The organism is Mycobacterium sp. SMC-8 (genome assembly GCF_025263565.1).
GTDB lineage: Bacteria > Actinomycetota > Actinomycetes > Mycobacteriales > Mycobacteriaceae > Mycobacterium.
The window spans coordinates 559,081-573,856 of record NZ_CP079865.1; the positions used below are offsets into that span (position 1 = coordinate 559,081).

At 68.3% G+C, this 14,776-nt stretch carries 14 protein-coding genes and 1 pseudogene; 8 read left to right on the plus strand and 7 right to left on the minus strand.

Features of this window, described 5'->3' with window-relative positions; translation table 11 throughout:
- Positions 1-2 precede the first annotated feature (2 nt).
- The 4 genes from KXD97_RS02825 (at position 3) to KXD97_RS02840 (ending at position 2,591) form a co-directional block, all read left to right on the plus strand.
- Positions 3-836: a sulfurtransferase gene (locus KXD97_RS02825; RefSeq protein ID WP_260755364.1), complete on the plus strand. Its 834-nt coding sequence runs from the start codon at positions 3-5 to the stop codon at positions 834-836.
- 1 nt (position 837) lies between these two features.
- Complete coding sequence (locus KXD97_RS02830) at positions 838-1,140, plus strand: DUF1416 domain-containing protein (protein ID WP_260755365.1); 303 nt, start codon at positions 838-840, stop codon at positions 1,138-1,140.
- 320 nt (positions 1,141-1,460) lie between these two features.
- Positions 1,461-1,781: a DUF732 domain-containing protein gene (locus KXD97_RS02835; protein WP_260755366.1), complete on the plus strand. Its 321-nt coding sequence runs from the start codon at positions 1,461-1,463 to the stop codon at positions 1,779-1,781.
- Between the two features lie 180 nt (positions 1,782-1,961).
- Positions 1,962-2,591, plus strand: coding sequence for an FABP family protein (locus KXD97_RS02840; RefSeq protein WP_260755367.1), 630 nt, complete (start codon positions 1,962-1,964; stop codon positions 2,589-2,591).
- A 262-nt stretch (positions 2,592-2,853) separates the two neighbouring features.
- Here the strand turns inward: KXD97_RS02840 and KXD97_RS02850 are convergent, their stop codons facing one another.
- Together KXD97_RS02850 and KXD97_RS02855 are read right to left on the minus strand one after the other, a co-directional pair.
- Complete coding sequence (locus tag KXD97_RS02850; RefSeq protein ID WP_260755369.1) at positions 2,854-3,714, minus strand: ABC transporter substrate-binding protein; 861 nt, start codon at positions 3,712-3,714, stop codon at positions 2,854-2,856.
- 273 nt (positions 3,715-3,987) lie between these two features.
- The gene (locus KXD97_RS02855; protein WP_260755370.1) at positions 3,988-4,869 is read right to left on the minus strand and encodes an aminodeoxychorismate lyase; all 882 of its coding nucleotides are present in this window, start codon (positions 4,867-4,869) and stop codon (positions 3,988-3,990) included.
- A 51-nt stretch (positions 4,870-4,920) separates the two neighbouring features.
- Between KXD97_RS02855 and KXD97_RS02860 the strand changes: the two genes are divergently transcribed.
- A complete protein-coding gene (locus tag KXD97_RS02860; protein WP_260755371.1) occupies positions 4,921-6,021 on the plus strand; it encodes a folate-binding protein YgfZ in 1,101 nt (366 codons plus the stop codon).
- Positions 6,022-6,193: 172 nt separating this feature from the next.
- A complete protein-coding gene (locus KXD97_RS02865; RefSeq protein ID WP_260755372.1) occupies positions 6,194-6,379 on the plus strand; it encodes a DUF3073 domain-containing protein in 186 nt (61 codons plus the stop codon).
- 27 nt (positions 6,380-6,406) lie between these two features.
- Here KXD97_RS02865 and purM read toward each other — a convergent pair whose 3' ends face one another.
- Positions 6,407-7,480, minus strand: a complete 1,074-nt coding sequence (purM, locus tag KXD97_RS02870) for a phosphoribosylformylglycinamidine cyclo-ligase (RefSeq protein ID WP_260755373.1) — start codon at positions 7,478-7,480, stop codon at positions 6,407-6,409.
- A 123-nt stretch (positions 7,481-7,603) separates the two neighbouring features.
- Here purM and KXD97_RS02875 point away from each other — a divergent pair, with 123 nt between their 5' ends.
- Entirely contained in the window at positions 7,604-8,584 is a 981-nt protein-coding gene (locus KXD97_RS02875) for an NAD(P)H-binding protein (protein WP_260755374.1), read from the plus strand.
- Positions 8,585-8,691: 107 nt separating this feature from the next.
- Here KXD97_RS02875 and purF read toward each other — a convergent pair whose 3' ends face one another.
- From purF to KXD97_RS02890, 3 genes and pseudogenes are all read right to left on the minus strand, one after another.
- A complete protein-coding gene (gene purF, locus KXD97_RS02880) occupies positions 8,692-10,227 on the minus strand; it encodes an amidophosphoribosyltransferase (RefSeq protein WP_260755375.1) in 1,536 nt (511 codons plus the stop codon).
- Positions 10,228-10,350: 123 nt separating this feature from the next.
- Complete coding sequence (locus KXD97_RS02885; RefSeq protein ID WP_260755376.1) at positions 10,351-10,743, minus strand: sterol carrier family protein; 393 nt, start codon at positions 10,741-10,743, stop codon at positions 10,351-10,353.
- A gap of 58 nt (positions 10,744-10,801) precedes the next feature.
- Positions 10,802-11,426, minus strand: a pseudogene (locus KXD97_RS02890) (CPBP family intramembrane glutamic endopeptidase).
- A gap of 124 nt (positions 11,427-11,550) precedes the next feature.
- On the opposite strand from KXD97_RS02890, the gene KXD97_RS02895 reads away from it, so the two are divergent.
- Complete coding sequence (locus KXD97_RS02895; protein WP_313901315.1) at positions 11,551-12,909, plus strand: IS1380 family transposase; 1,359 nt, start codon at positions 11,551-11,553, stop codon at positions 12,907-12,909.
- Between the two features lie 139 nt (positions 12,910-13,048).
- On the opposite strand, the gene KXD97_RS02900 is transcribed toward KXD97_RS02895, so the two are convergent.
- A complete protein-coding gene (locus tag KXD97_RS02900; RefSeq protein ID WP_260755377.1) occupies positions 13,049-14,770 on the minus strand; it encodes an alpha/beta hydrolase in 1,722 nt (573 codons plus the stop codon).
- Positions 14,771-14,776 lie beyond the last annotated feature (6 nt).

Here is a 14,776-nt window from a genome sequence, read left to right on the forward strand (position 1 = left end):
ACATGGCACGCTCCGATGTCTTGGTCTCAGTCGACTGGGCCGAGAGCAATCTCGACGCGCCGAAGACCGTGTTCGTCGAGGTCGACGAGGACACCAGCGCCTACGACACCGGCCACATCCCGGGTGCCGTCCGGCTCGACTGGAAGACCGATCTGCAGGATCCGGTCAAGCGCGACTTCGTCGACACCGCGCAGTTCTCCAAGCTTCTCTCCGAACGCGGCATCGCCAACGACGACACCGTGATCCTCTACGGCGGCAACAACAACTGGTTTGCCGCGTATGCGTACTGGTACTTCAAGCTGTACGGGCACCAGGACGTCAAGCTGCTCGACGGCGGACGCAAGAAGTGGGAGCTCGACGCCCGGCCGCTGTCGAAGGACACCGTCGAGCGTCCGCAGACCAGCTACACCGCCAAGGACCCCGACAACAGCATCCGCGCGTTCCGCGACGAGGTGATCGCCGCGATCGGGTCCAAGAACCTGGTCGACGTGCGTTCCCCTGACGAGTTCTCCGGCAAGATCCTGGCCCCGGCACACCTGCCGCAGGAGCAGAGCCAGCGGGCCGGCCACATTCCGACGGCCATCAACGTGCCGTGGAGTAAGGCCGCCAATGAGGACGGCACCTTCAAGTCCGACGAAGAACTGGCCAAGCTGTACGCCGAGGCCGGTCTGGACGGCGAGAAGGAGACCATCGCCTACTGCCGCATCGGTGAGCGCTCGTCGCACACCTGGTTCGTGCTGCAGGAGCTGCTGGGACACAAGAACGTCAAGAACTACGACGGTAGTTGGACGGAATACGGCTCCCTGGTGGGTGCCCCGATCGAGTTGGGAAGTTGATATGTGCTCTGCGCCTAAGCAAGGACTGACGTTGCCGGCCGGCGTCGATCTGGAGAAGGAAACGGTCATCACCGGCCGGGTCGTCGACGGTTCGGGCCAGGCTGTCGGTGGCGCCTTCGTGCGCCTGCTGGACAGCTCGGACGAGTTCACCGCCGAGGTCGTCGCGTCGGCCACCGGTGATTTCCGGTTCTTCGCCGCCCCGGGTACCTGGACCCTGCGCGCGCTGTCGCCCGCGGGCAACGGCGATGCCAGCATCGCGCCGTCCGGCGCGGGAATCCACGAGGTCGACGTCAAGGTCGCCTGACGGAGTCAGGCAATCCGGCCACGCCTGACGGAGTCAGGCAATCCGGCCACGCCTGACGGAGTCAGGCAATCCGGCCACGCCTGACGGAGTCAGGCAATCCGGCCACGCCTCACGGAGTCAGGCAGACAACCCCGGTGGGGCGCCCTGCGGTGCCCGACCGGGGTGGTCGCGCTTCGCCGCCCGGTGGGCCGGCATCGTGCGGATCGCCGCTGTGAAAACGCTGCAAGATTTGCTGTTGTCGGTGAAAATATGGTCATCCCTCGCGCCGACGGGCGCGGGTCCACCTCGCGGCTCGCCGCGGCTACCTCCTAGGACCGACAATGAAGATCACGATTGCCTGTGCCGCCTCGGCGGCGCTCGCCGCAGTTGCTCTGATCGGTGCTCCTGCGGCCTTCGCCGATCCGGAGGGCGACTTCCTCACGGTGATCGGCAACGGCGGTATCACCTGGCCTTCGGACAAGACCCAGCAGGTGATCGAGACCGGTTACGCGGTCTGCCAGGACTGGGACAACGGCGCATCCTTCGAGCAGGAAGTCGCCGATCTGACCAGTGTCACCGACTGGTCCGACTACCAAGCCGGCTACTTCATCGGCGCCGCTACCGGTGCGTTCTGCCCTGAATACGAGTGGAAGGTCAGCTGACCCTCCGATCCGCACCGGCCGGCGAGAGATGATTTCTCCCGGCGGTTAAACTTTGCGGCGTGGTGCTCTTCTTCGAACTCCTTCTCGTCGCGGCCGTTGTGGTGATTACGTGGTTCGCGCTGTACGCGGTGTACCGCCTCGTCACCGACGAGTCGTGACACCGACCGGGCGGACGACGAAATGACTTCCGGCGACGAGGCTGTCGCCGCTGCCGCCGAACGGGCCAGGGTGACCGCCGCCCGCAACATCCCGGCGTTCGGTGATCTTCCGTTGCCCGCTGACACTGCCAACCTCCGGGAGGGTGCCGACCTCGACGATTCCCTGCTGGCCCTGCTGCCGTTGGTCGGGGTGTGGCGCGGTGAGGGGGAAGGTCGTGGTGCGCACGGCGACTACCGCTTCGGCCAGCAGATCGTGGTCTCTCACGACGGCGGCGACTACCTCAACTGGGAAGCCCGCTCGTGGCGATTGACCCAGGACGGTGAGTACGAGCGGCCAGGTCTGCGTGAGACCGGGTTCTGGCGCTTCGTCACCGATCCCGCCGATCCCGAGGAGTCGCAGGCCATCGAGCTGCTGCTGGCGCACTCGGCCGGCTACATCGAGTTGTTCTACGGCCGTCCGCTGAATCAGTCGTCCTGGGAGCTGGTCACCGACGCCCTGGCACGCAGCAAGTCCGGCATGCTCGTGGGCGGCGCCAAGCGCCTCTACGGGATCATCGAGGGCGGCGACCTGGCGTACGTGGAGGAGCGCGTCGACGCCGACGGCGGCCTGGTTCCCCATCTGTCCGCGCGGCTGTCGAGGTTTATCGGCTAGTGCGACGCGTCATGGCCGTTACGGTGATCACGGCCGCGGGTGCGGTGCTGGCCGCGTGCGCGGCGCCTGCGGATTCTCCTGCGCCGTCGACGCCGAGCTCCGCGGTGCCGAGCGTGGGTCATGGTTCGTTCGCGTACTGCCTGAGCCAGCACGGGGTGCCGGCCCCTCCAGGGCCGACGTCCGAACCGCCCCCCGGGATCGACCGAGCCACCTGGGAGGTGGCGTTGGCGGAGTGCTCGCAACTAGCACCCGGTCCCGCCGGCTAGTTCAATACGGGCGCACGACCTGCCCCGGCCAGCCACCGATGATCCAGCCGGTCGAGTGTGCCGTCTTCGCGGAGTTCATCGACGGCCCATGACACGCACCGCGTCAGCGGACTGCCATGCGCAAGGACGACCCCGAATTGCTCGATGTCGTTGCCCGGGTTGTGCAGTTGACCGACGAGAACACCGCCCGGGAGTTCGTATGCCAACGCGAATCCCGTTGGTAGATCGACGACTAACGCGTCGATCTCCCCTTCCACCAGTGCCATCTTGGCCGCGGCGGTGGTGCGGTAGGCCTGCACCGCGACGGGGTGGCCCAACTCGGTCGCGGCGGTGTGGCCGGTGCTGCCGACCTCGGCGCCGAGCCGCAGCGGACGGAGGCCGTCGAGGGTGGTAACGCCCGCGGCCGGGGAACTGCGCACCGTCACGACCGCCTGGGTGACGTTGAAATACGGCGTCGAGAAATCCACCGCGGCCCGGCGCTGCTCGGTGATGGAGAACTGGGAGAGGTTCACGTCGAACGCCTTGGCGCCCGGCGCCAAGGCGGCGTTGAACGGGACCCGCACCCAGCGCACGTCGTCGGGGGTGTAGTGGAGTTTCCCGGCGATCGCGTAGGCGAGGGCGGCTTCGAAGCCCTCCCCGTTGGCCGGGTCGTCGCCCATGTACCAAGGCGGGTAGACGGGCTGGTCGGCGCCGAAGGTGAGGATCCCCGGATACAGGGTGGACAGCGCATCCTTGGTGCATTTGCGCGCGTCCAGAGTCGGTGCGGTGACGGCGACCGGAGGCGCACATGCCGGGACGGTCAGCGCGACGAGCGTCAGAGCCACCGTCCTGCGGCCGACGAAGGGGGCCCGGAACATAGCCGAATCATTGCAGATCTTGAATTTTCTGCAGGTACCGACATGGAGCGGCCCCCGAGCCGTTGTTCCTGGGTCGGACAAGACCTAGGGGCTCGGGGGCCGGGTGACTGCGGGGAATTCGCCAGCGCGCACAGGTGCGTGAAGCGCTTCCCGGCGCTGCTAGCTCGCAGCCACCTCACATGTCCATATGTCACTCAATTTGTCGGACCACCTCCTTCCCTGTGTACAGGCGACCGTACTCGGGGTTGGCGTGGGCGACAACCGATTTAGCGCTCAGCGATCGCTGAGTATGGCGGCGTCGACCAACGCCGATATCTGGTCGGCGAGCGGAGCCGCGGGCAGGAACTCACCGTCGAGGGTGTGCACCCGTGCCGCCAGCGTGATGCTGGAGACCAGCCAGACTCCTTGGGCGGCAACAAGATCAGCGGGGCGAAGGGCCTGGTAATCGCAGTCGTAGCCCTTGTTGCGGGCGACGTCGAACAGCGCCTGCTGGGTGGTGCCGCGCAGGATCGGATACCACGGGGGCGGGGTGAGCAGGCAGGTTTTGCCGTCCGGTGACGTCGTCGCGATGACGACAGTCGAACGTGGCCCCTCCAAGACGTGCCCGTCGGTGCTGACGAAGATCACGTCACCGGCCCCGTGCCGCTCAGCGTGCCGCAGCGCCGCCATGTTCACCGCATAGGACAGTGTCTTGGCGCCGGCCAGCAGCCACGGCATCTCGTCGATGCCCTCGGCCGGCAGGCTGCGTTGCAGTGTCATCGCCGCCACGCCGTCACGACGCACCTTGGCGACCCGCGCCGGCACCGGGCCGATCGTGGCGTAGGCCGTGGGGACGGATCCGTGTTCGCGGCCCCGGCTGTACACCAGCCGCAGCACTCCCTCCTCGGCGGTCCCTGCGAGCCAGGTCTCCACGGCGATGCCCACCGCGGTCCGCCATTGCGCGGCGTCGGGTTCGGGCAAGTCGAGCAGTCGCGCGGAGTGCGCCAGCCGGTTCAGGTGGGCGTCGAGCAGGCACGGGCCGCCCTCGCGCACCAGCAACGTCTCGAAGATGCCGTCGCCGCGCACCGCGGCGAGGTCGTCGGCGTGCAGCAGCGGAGCCTGCGCATCGTGCAGCTGCCCGTCGAGGGTGACGACGACGCCCGGATGGTCAGCCATGGGGCATCAGCGTAGCCGCGCTCCGCTACCGGTGACTCGTACAGTTGGGTCATGTCCGCCGTTCCCGCTCCCGACACAGGACCCGACGCCGGCGCCGTCTGGCACTACGGCGACCCGCTCGGCGAACAGCGCGCCGCCGCTGACGGCGCCATCGTGATCGACCGGTCGCATCGCGCGGTGATGACGCTCACCGGGTCCGAACGGAAGTCTTGGCTGCACACCATCTCCAGCCAGCACGTCGGTGAACTGCCCGACGGCGCGGTGACCGAGAACCTGAGCCTCGACGGGCAGGGGCGTGTGGAAGATCACTGGGTGCAGACTCAGCTCGCCGGGCGCACCGTGATCGACACCGAACCGTGGCGCGGCGAACCGTTGCGCGTCTTCCTGCACAAGATGATCTTCTGGGCCGACGTGGTCGTCGAGCCGGCTGATCTCGGGGTGTTGTCGCTGATCGGCCCCGCTCTCACCGATCCCGCCGTGCTGGCGGTGCTCGGGCTGACGGAACTGCCCGCCGAGGCCACCGCGGTCGAGTTCCCGGGCGGCGGCTTCGTCCGGCGACTGCCGAGTGCGACGGTCGAGGTCGACGTCGTGGTGCCGCGTAGCGAGCTGCCCGCGTGGCGCGACAAGCTGGTCGCCGCCGGGATCCGTCCAGCCGGTGTGTGGGCCTACGAGGCTCATCGGGTGGCCGCCCGACGTCCGCGTCTCGGCGTCGACACAGATGAGCGCACGATCCCGCATGAAGTGGGCTGGATCGGGGGTCCCGGCGTCGGTGCCGTGCACCTCGACAAGGGCTGTTACCGGGGCCAGGAGACCGTGGCCCGGGTTCACAACCTGGGCAAACCGCCCCGGATGCTCGTCGTGCTCCATCTCGACGGCTCCGTCGACCGGCCTTCCACGGGAGACCCGCTGCTGGCCGGCGGCCGCGCCGTGGGCCGCCTGGGCACCGTGGTCGACCACGTCGACGAGGGTGTGATCGCGCTGGCCCTGCTCAAACGCGGCCTGCCGGCCGACACCCCGCTGACCACCGGAGGGGACGTCCAGGTCGCGGCGACCATCGACCCGGACTCCGTGCCGTCCGGTGACGCGGTGGGTGCGGGTCGGCTGGCGGTGGAACGGTTGCGCGCCGGCGGACGCGAGGAGCCATCAAGGTGAAGCGGACGCGAGGAGCCGTCAAGGCCTGACACGCGCGAATGACGGCGCTCACTCAGGGCCTGCCAGCGCCACGGCGTGAAGCACGGTAAGCTGACCGCAGGACAATAGACACACTCAGATCGGAGCCGCCTAGTAATTGGGCCGCTCCGTTATTGCGCGAGGGGGTTCCCCCATGGGCCGCGGCCGGGCAAAGGCAAAGCAGACCAAGGTTGCACGTGAACTGAAATACAGCTCACCCCAAACCGATTTCGAGCGGCTTCAGCGCGAGCTGTCGAACGCTCCCGACAACGACCGCCTCAACGGCAGCGACACGCTGTCCGATGACGGCTGGGCCGACGAGGACGACTGGCGACGCTGAGTCCGCCGGTCCCCTGTTCGGGGAGCGTCAGAACCTGGGGTGCTGGCCCACGAGCGTAGCTCGCGGCCCCTCCTTGCCGCCCTTCTTGATGGTTCCGAGGGTCCAGCAGTCCAGGTGACGAGCAGTCAGGACGGCCAGCGCGCGATCGGTGTCCTCCGGCGCGACGACAGCCACCATCCCGACGCCCATGTTGAAGGTTTTCTCCATTTCGGCCCGCTCGATGCGGCCGCGCTGGGCGATCATCCCGAACACCGGTGCCGGCGTCCACGTACCCCGGTCGAGTTCGGCCATCAACCCGTGCGGGATGACACGCTCGAGGTTGCCGGCCAGTCCGCCGCCGGTGACGTGGCAGAACGTCCGCACCTGGGTCTCGGCGGCGAGCGCGAGGCAGTCCTTGGCGTAGATCCGGGTGGGTTCGAGCAGTTCCTCGCCGAGCGTGCGGCCGAACTCCTCGACGTGGCCGGCGAGGTTCATGTGATCGATCTCCAGGAGCACGTGCCGGGCCAGCGAGTAGCCGTTGGAGTGCAGACCTGTGGAGGCCATCGCGATGACCACGTCGCCCGGCCTGACCCGGTCGGGCCCGAGGACGTCGTCGGCCTCGACGACGCCGATGCCGGTCGCGGAGATGTCGTAGTGATCGGGGGCCATCAGCCCGGGGTGCTCTGCGGTCTCGCCGCCGAGCAGCGCACATCCGGCGAGCACACAGCCGTCAGCGATGCCGGACACCAGCTCGGCGACCCGCTCGGGCACCGTCCGCCCGACGGCGATGTAGTCCTGCAGAAACAGTGGCTCCGCACCGCACACGACGAGATCGTCGACCACCATCGCGACGAGGTCGATGCCCACCGTGTCGTGCTTGTCCATCGCCTGGGCGACGGCCAGTTTGGTGCCGACTCCGTCGGTCGACGAGGCCAGCACCGGCTCACGGTAGCCGCCGCGTAGGGCGAACATTCCGGCGAAGCCGCCCAGGCCACCTCGCACCTCGGGCCTGGTGGCCTTCTTGGCGAGAGGCTTGAAGAGTTCGACGGCGCGGTCACCGGCTTCGATGTCCACACCTGCCGACGCATAGGAAATGCCGTGTTGTTCGGCGCGCTCGGTCATCGGATGCAAGGCTACCCGCGTGGACCCGGCAAATCGCTGCCAGTCTCGGTTGGAGGGGCTCCGTGGTGCCCGGAAAGTGTGATCTTGGGTTTGCCGCGGACCGGAAGCGGTCATCCCGGCGCCATGCCTGCTGAGCATGTCCGCTGCCTCGTCACGGGGGCGACCGGTTACATCGGTGGCCTTCTGATCCCGCGGCTCCTCGACCGCGGCCACACCGTGCGCGCCATGGCGCGCACGCCCGGGAAGCTGGATCGCGCCGAGTGGCGCGACCGTGCCGAGGTGGTACGCGGGGATCTGACCGACCCGGGCTCACTGGCCGAGGCGTTCGAGGACACCGACGTCGTCTACTACCTGGTGCACTCGATGGGAACGTCCAAGGACTTCGTTGCCGAGGAGGCCCAGTCGGCTCGTAACGTCGTGGACGCGGCGAAGAAGGCCGGGGTCCGGCGGGTGGTGTACCTGAGCGGGCTGCACCCCGAGGGCGTCGACCTGTCGCGACATCTGGCGTCTCGCACCGAGGTCGGTGACATCCTGATCGACTCTGGCGTCGAGACCGTGGTGCTGCAGGCAGGCATCGTGATCGGGTCGGGCTCGGCATCGTTTGAGATGATCCGCCATCTCACCGACCGGCTGCCGGTGATGACGACGCCGAAGTGGGTGCACAACAAGATCCAGCCCATCTCGATCGACGACGCCCTGTACTACCTGGTGGAAGCCGCGACCGCGGCGGTACCGAAGTCACGCACGTGGGACATCGGCGGGCCGGATGTGCTCGAGTACGGCGACGCCATGCAGGTGTATGCCGATATCGCAGGCCTGCACCCCCGACGGTTCGTGGTGCTGCCATGGCTGACGCCGACCCTGGCCAGCCGCTGGGTGGGGCTGGTGACTCCCATTCCGTCGGGCCTGGCACGGCCGCTGGTCGAATCGTTGGAGTGCGACGCGGTGATGCACGACCACGACATCGATTCGGTGATCCCGCCGCCGCCGGGAGGGCTGACCGGATACCGCGACGCGGTCGGGACCGCACTGGAACAGGACGGCACCGCCGCCAAGGGCGGCAGGCGGCACCTGTTGAGGTTCAGTCCCGCGGCGGGGCAGTAACGGTCAGGGACGCCACGAAGCCGGAGGCGTCAGGGACGCCACGACGCCGGAGGCGTCAGGGACGCCACGACGCCGGAGGCGTCAAGGACGCCACGACGCCGGAGGCGTCAAGGACGCCGAAGCGCCGAGGCGTTGTCGTTGTCGGCCGACTGCAGCGGGATTCCGTTACGCGCGGCGGTGGCGAGCATGTGCTCGATGACGTTCTTACCGAGCGCGGTCTCGCCGGGCAGCTCGATCGGGTAGTTGCCGTCGAAGCACGCCGAACACAGCCGTGACGCGGGCTGCTCGGTGGCGGCGATCATGCCCTGCTGGGAGATGTAGGCCAGCGAGTCGGCCCCGATCGCGTGACGCACCGCTTCGAGCATCTCGTCTTCGTCGGCTTCGGCGTTGGAGGCGTTGGCGATCAGCTCTGCGGGGGTGGCGAAGTCGATGCCGTAGAAGCACGGCCATTTCACCGGCGGTGACGCGATCCGGACGTGCACCTCGAGCGCTCCGGCCTCACGCAGCATCCGGATCAGCGCGCGCTGGGTATTGCCGCGCACTATCGAGTCGTCGACGACGATCAGCCGCTTGCCGCGAATCACTTCTTTGAGCGGGTTGAGCTTGAGCCGGATGCCGAGCTGCCGGATGGTCTGCGAAGGCTGGATGAAGGTGCGGCCCACGTAAGCGTTCTTCATCAGGCCCTGGCCGAACGGGATTCCGGATTCCTGGGCGTACCCGACCGCGGCCGGGGTGCCCGATTCAGGGACGCCGATCACCAGGTCGGCGTCGACCGGCTTCTCCCGGGCCAACCGACGGCCGATGTCGACGCGGGTGGCGTGCACCGAGCGGCCGCCGATCGTGCTGTCGGGACGGGCGAGGTAGACGTACTCGAACACACACCCTTTCGGGGAGGGCGGGGCGAACCGACTGGAGCGCACCCCGTCGGCGTCGATCGCGAGCAGTTCGCCGGGTTCGATGTCACGGACGAACGACGCGCCGACGATGTCGAGGGCTGCCGTCTCGGAGGCCACGACCCAGCCGCGGTCGAGCCGGCCGAGAGACAAGGGCCGCACACCGTACGGGTCGCGCGCGGCATAGAGGGTGTTCTCGTCCATGAAGGTCAGGCAGAACGCCCCGCGAACGGTCGGCAGAAGTTCCAGCGCGGCCTGTTCGAGCGAGGAGTCCGCCGCGCCGTGGGCGAGCAGCGCGCCCAGGATGTCGGAATCGGTGGTGGCGGTGGCGGCGCCGCGGTTGCTCATCAGCCCTTCGTCGCGGGCCCGGGCCGCCAGTTCGGCGGTGTTGACCAGGTTGCCGTTATGCCCGAGCGCGACCCCGGTGCCCGCCGCGGTGTTACGGAACACCGGCTGGGCGTTCTCCCATGTGGTGGAGCCGGTGGTGGAGTAGCGGCAGTGGCCGATCGCGACATGACCTTGCATCGCTGCGAGCGTTTGCTCGTCGAAGACCTGGCTGACCAGCCCGAGGTCCTTGAACACCAGCACCTGCGAGCCGTCGGCGACCGCGATACCCGCGGCCTCCTGGCCTCTATGCTGCAGCGCATACAGGCCGTAGTAAGTGAGCTTTGCCACTTCCTCGCCGGGGCCCCAGACCCCGAATACTCCGCACTCTTCCTTCGGCTCGTTTTCAAGCGTCTCGGCGGTCACAATCAGGCTGCTCCCTGGGGGCTGGGGGTGACGTCGGCCAGTCTACGGGGCGCGCAGGCAAATCGCGGAATCCGGCGACGATGTGTACAGGGAACAACGGGGATTCGCGGTTCGGGCATTCCATCAGCCGGCAATCGTCACCAACGGCAGCGCCGCGGCGATCTCGGCGGCGCGCGCTCCGGACATCTGCAGCGAGCCCGCCGCGGCGGCATCCTCCACCGACAGTAAGCCGGTCGCGAGCAGCAGCCACGTCCGTGCATCGGTCTCGACGACGTTGGGCGGATTGCCACGAGTGTGTGTCGGACCTGCGATGCACTGCACGGCGACGAACGGCGGAACCCGGACTTCGACGGCTGATCCGGGTGCGACAGCGGCCAGTGTCCGCGCGGTAGTGCGCACCGCGTCGGCGAGCTGGGCGCGGTCCGGGGCGGGCGAGTTCTCGTCGCGCAGCCATCCATGGACCGCGGCCACCGCGGCGCGGGTCGCCTCGGGATCGACGCTGCGTCGGGCGGCCATACCCAAGCGTCTCAAAGCCGTGCCGCCCGCGGACGGCCGCCTGCGTTCAGCCTCATGGTCAGCTCCGTGTGGATCGCCGTTGGACGGCGAGCGCCGCGACAGCCCCGGCTTCGTTGACGGCCAGGTGCGCCAACATCGGGGCGACCACACTGCCGGACTTCGCGTAGAGCCACGAGAAGACCCATCCGGCGGCGCCGGTGACCAGCACCGTGCCGAGCAGCGGCTCCTTCGCGGCACGGGCGTCGGGGATATGGGACAGTCCGAAAACCACGGCGGCGAACACCTTTCCGCCGACCCTGCCGTAGGCCTGCTCAGCGGCCGCGCCCAACGCTGCCCCGGAACGCGACCTCCTCGGACCACACCGTGCCGAACGGGATGCGCATCAGCAGCCAGGGCGCGGCCGGCGCGGGCAGTTCCCGACCGGCCATGCCCGCCCGCACCGCGGGCGACACCGTCGACGCCGCGACCGTCAGCGCCACCGGCACCGCGGCCGCACTCCCCCACCGTAAGCCCTCCCGCAGTGCGGGCGGCCGCAACCCCAGTGGGGCCTTGCCCAGCATGGCGACGGCTACCCCGAAGGCCGCCTGGGGCAAGGGATTCCAGCGCGGGGGGATCCGCGGCGCTACCGCGCTCCAGACGAGCAGGACCCCGGCGGACGCCGCGGCACGCACACCGCTCCGCACTAGCCTCGACGTTTCGTGAAATAGGCTGTTGACACGACCTGTAATGCACGGAAGTGCCTGTCCTGTTTGAGAAAATGTGACTTGTCTAGGGTCCATGTTCACAAAGCGGGAAGGCACTCCGTAGGTGAAGCGTAGCGCGGTTCGTTCTCTGCTGGTGGATTCAGGTCGCGAGTCGTTGGTCTCGTCGGCCGGCGGGCTGCTGTTGGCTCGGACGCTGCACGTCTCGGGACTGGAAAAGGCCATGTCAGAGGTCTTGAAGCGGTGGCGGGCACCACGAACCCTGCACGACCCGGCCAAGGTGCTCACCGATGTCGCGATCGCGGTGGCACTCGGCGGTGACTGTGCCGCCGATATCGCGGTGGTGCGTGCTCAGCCCGAGCTGTTCGGGGCGGTGGCCTCCGATGCCACCGTGTCACGTCTGATCGCCACGCTGGCCGGCGACGTCGATGCCGCCGTTGCGGCGATCCGCGCGGCCCGGGCAGCAGCCCGCGCGCACATATGGCGGCGCCAGCAACCGCTGGCCGGTACCTCAGGCAGCCAGGTCATCGTCGATCTGGACGCCACCCTGGTGACCGCCCACAGCGACAAACAGGGCGCCACCCCAACCTTCAAGTACGGATACGGGTTTCATCCCATGCTCGCCTTCGTCGACCACGGCAGCCACGGATCCGGTGAAGCCCTGGTCGGGTTGCTGCGACCCGGCTCAGCCGGCTCCAACAGCGCTGCTGACCACATCAGTGTCCTGGATGCCGCGTTGGCCCAACTGCCCGAACCCGAACGGGCCCGGGTGCTGGTGCGCACCGACACCGGTGGCGGGGTCAAGGACTTCCTGCACCACATCACCGACCTGGGACTGCAGTACTCAGTCGGGTTCTACGGCATGCCCCCGATCGTCGAAGCGCTGCGCCGGGTCCCGCGGCGGGCGTGGCGGGCTGCCCTCGACGGCGACGGCACACCACGCGAGGGCGCCCAGGTCGCTGAGTTGACCCGCTACCTGCCCGACACGCTGAAAGGCTGGCCGGCAGGGATGCGGGTCATCGCCCGCCGAGAACGTCCCCATCCCGGCGCGCAGTTGCGCCTGACCGATGACAACGGGTGGCGGATCACGTGCTTTGCGACCAACACCCGCGGTTGGTCGATCTGCGATCTCGAAGTCCGGCACCGTCAACGCGCCCGCGCGGAAGACCGCATCCGCAACCTCAAAGACACCGGACTGACCAACCTGCCGTTTCACGGGTTCGCCCAGAATCAGATCTGGCTGGAGATCACCCTGCTGGCCGCTGACCTGCTGGTCTGGACCCAAGTCCTGGCCTTCACCGGCCACCCGGCCAGAGGCTGGGAACCCAAACGACTACGCCTGCGCCTGCTTGCCGTCGCCGGACGCATCATCACCTCAGGGCGTCGCCGCTACCTACGGCTGCCAAGAGGCTGGCCGTGGAGCGACCTCATCGAATTCGGCTGGACCGCACTGCAACCCACCTAAAACACAGAAACCATTCCGACGAGCAAAGGACCCAGGAGCACCGGCGAGACGCAACGCCGGAACCCCAGGCCGCCCACGTCAGAACCGCCCACTCACGCCACGAAAAGACCTCAACTACCCGCCACGTGAAAGATCGAGGCTAGGCGTCCCCGGTCTCGGACTCGGACTCCTTCAGCGCGGGCCGGATCCGGTCGGTGTCCGCCGAGGTCCAGCCGGGCGGCGGCGCGACGGCCGCCCAGCCGTCGAGGATGTAGTCCCCATAGTTGTGTCCGTGACCGGCCGGCGCCGAGGCGGCATTGGTCATGTCGGCGGCCACCTGCCAGAACGTGATGATCGGATACCACCGCATGGAGGCGGTGCGGTCCCGGCCCGGCGGTTCCGAGAGCCAGTCCGGGCGGGTGAACAGCAACTCGTCCGACCACCAGACGACGGGGTCGGACGAGTGTTGCAGGAACAGCACGCGGGTGCCCTCCCACGGCGGCGCCGCATCGGCGGCGATCCGCGCGGCATCGTTGCCCTGTGAGAACCGCACCGTGCGCCCGTTGTCGTACCGCGGCTCCACTTCGGGTGTGCCGGGGTCGCGACGGACGGTGATGCCACGCCACAGCGGGCTGGCGTTGGGCGGACCGACCCACAGCACCGACGAGAATCCCATCCGCGAGATGTCGGGCAGCCAGCCGAACGCGCCCTGCCCTGCCATCGAGCCCAGGCTCTCGCCGTAGAGCAGCAGCCGGGGGCGCCGGTCGGGGGGCAGTTCGGCCCAACGCTGCTGGACGGCGTCGATCATCAGCCGTCCCGCGTGCATCGACTTCTGCTGATCGCCGACGAAAGCGATCCAGCTGGGCAGATAGGAATACTGGGATCCGACGATCGCGGTGTTGCCGTTGTACATCATCTCCAGCGACTCCGCCGCGATCGGATTGATCCAGCCCGTCCCGGTAGTCGGCGCGAGGACGAGTACCTCACGGTCGAACGCTCCCGTGCGTTCGAGTTCGCTCAGCAGCACGGCCATCCGCGCTTCATCGGTGTCGGCGGTCTGCAGACCGACGTAGACCCGCACCGGTTCCCGCGCCGGCCTGCCGTTGATGCGGGACAACTCGTCGGCGTCCGCTCCGCCGCCGACGAAACTGCGGCCTTGATAACCAAGGGTGTCCCATGCGGCGAAAGATCCGGGGCTACCGGATCTTTCGGGGCGTTCCGGCTGAGTCACCCCGTCGGCGGTGGTGGAGTTCTGCGGCTGGAAGATCCGGTTGGCGCCGGCCAGGAACCCGCGCAGCAGCACGCCGTTGACGAGGGTGATCACCAACACCACCACGACCGCGGTGCCGATGAACAACGCGATCTCGTCGGACAGTCGCCAGCGCCGGATGAGATACCGGGCCATGGACTTGATGAGGTCGAGCAGCACCCGGGCCACCGCCACACAGACACCGCCGATCACCGCGGCCAGCAGAAGGGTGCGCAGATAGCTCGACGTCGCCGGCCCTTCAAGTCCCATCAGCGCCGACACCTGGCGTTGCCACGCCGCCGCGGGGATGACCATCAGCACGCAGGCACCGAAGGAAACGGCGACGGTCAGGATCTTCAGCGTCGAGGACACCCGGCGCGGCGGCGGCCACCACGGACGGTTGGCCAGCACGAAGCGTCGGATCATCTTCGCGACGAACACGCCGATGCCGTAGCCGATCGCGGCGTTCAGGCCACCGATCAGCCCCTGGAACAACCAGTCCCGGGGCAACAACGACGGCGTCAGCGACAGGCAGAAGAACAATGCTCCGAACGCGACGCCGGTGAAGTCCAGGCGTAGCACTCGCCACGCCCACAGATACGCGGGGTGTTTCTCGGTATCTGCGTCCGTCACCCGAAA

What these genes read in the sequence shown, in the direction of transcription:
- KXD97_RS02825 (WP_260755364.1), top strand. Translation starts at nt 3, where the DNA reads ATGGCACGCTCCGATGTCTTGGTCTCAGTCGACTGGGCCGAGAGCAAT.
- KXD97_RS02830 (WP_260755365.1), top strand. Translation starts at nt 838, where the DNA reads ATGTGCTCTGCGCCTAAGCAAGGACTGACGTTGCCGGCCGGCGTCGAT.
- KXD97_RS02835 (WP_260755366.1), top strand. Translation starts at nt 1,461, where the DNA reads ATGAAGATCACGATTGCCTGTGCCGCCTCGGCGGCGCTCGCCGCAGTT.
- KXD97_RS02840 (WP_260755367.1), top strand. Translation starts at nt 1,962, where the DNA reads ATGACTTCCGGCGACGAGGCTGTCGCCGCTGCCGCCGAACGGGCCAGG.
- KXD97_RS02850 (WP_260755369.1), bottom strand. Translation starts at nt 3,714, where the DNA reads ATGTTCCGGGCCCCCTTCGTCGGCCGCAGGACGGTGGCTCTGACGCTC.
- KXD97_RS02855 (WP_260755370.1), bottom strand. Translation starts at nt 4,869, where the DNA reads ATGGCTGACCATCCGGGCGTCGTCGTCACCCTCGACGGGCAGCTGCAC.
- KXD97_RS02860 (WP_260755371.1), top strand. Translation starts at nt 4,921, where the DNA reads ATGTCCGCCGTTCCCGCTCCCGACACAGGACCCGACGCCGGCGCCGTC.
- KXD97_RS02865 (WP_260755372.1), top strand. Translation starts at nt 6,194, where the DNA reads ATGGGCCGCGGCCGGGCAAAGGCAAAGCAGACCAAGGTTGCACGTGAA.
- purM (WP_260755373.1), bottom strand. Translation starts at nt 7,480, where the DNA reads ATGACCGAGCGCGCCGAACAACACGGCATTTCCTATGCGTCGGCAGGT.
- KXD97_RS02875 (WP_260755374.1), top strand. Translation starts at nt 7,604, where the DNA reads ATGCCTGCTGAGCATGTCCGCTGCCTCGTCACGGGGGCGACCGGTTAC.
- KXD97_RS02885 (WP_260755376.1), bottom strand. Translation starts at nt 10,743, where the DNA reads ATGGCCGCCCGACGCAGCGTCGATCCCGAGGCGACCCGCGCCGCGGTG.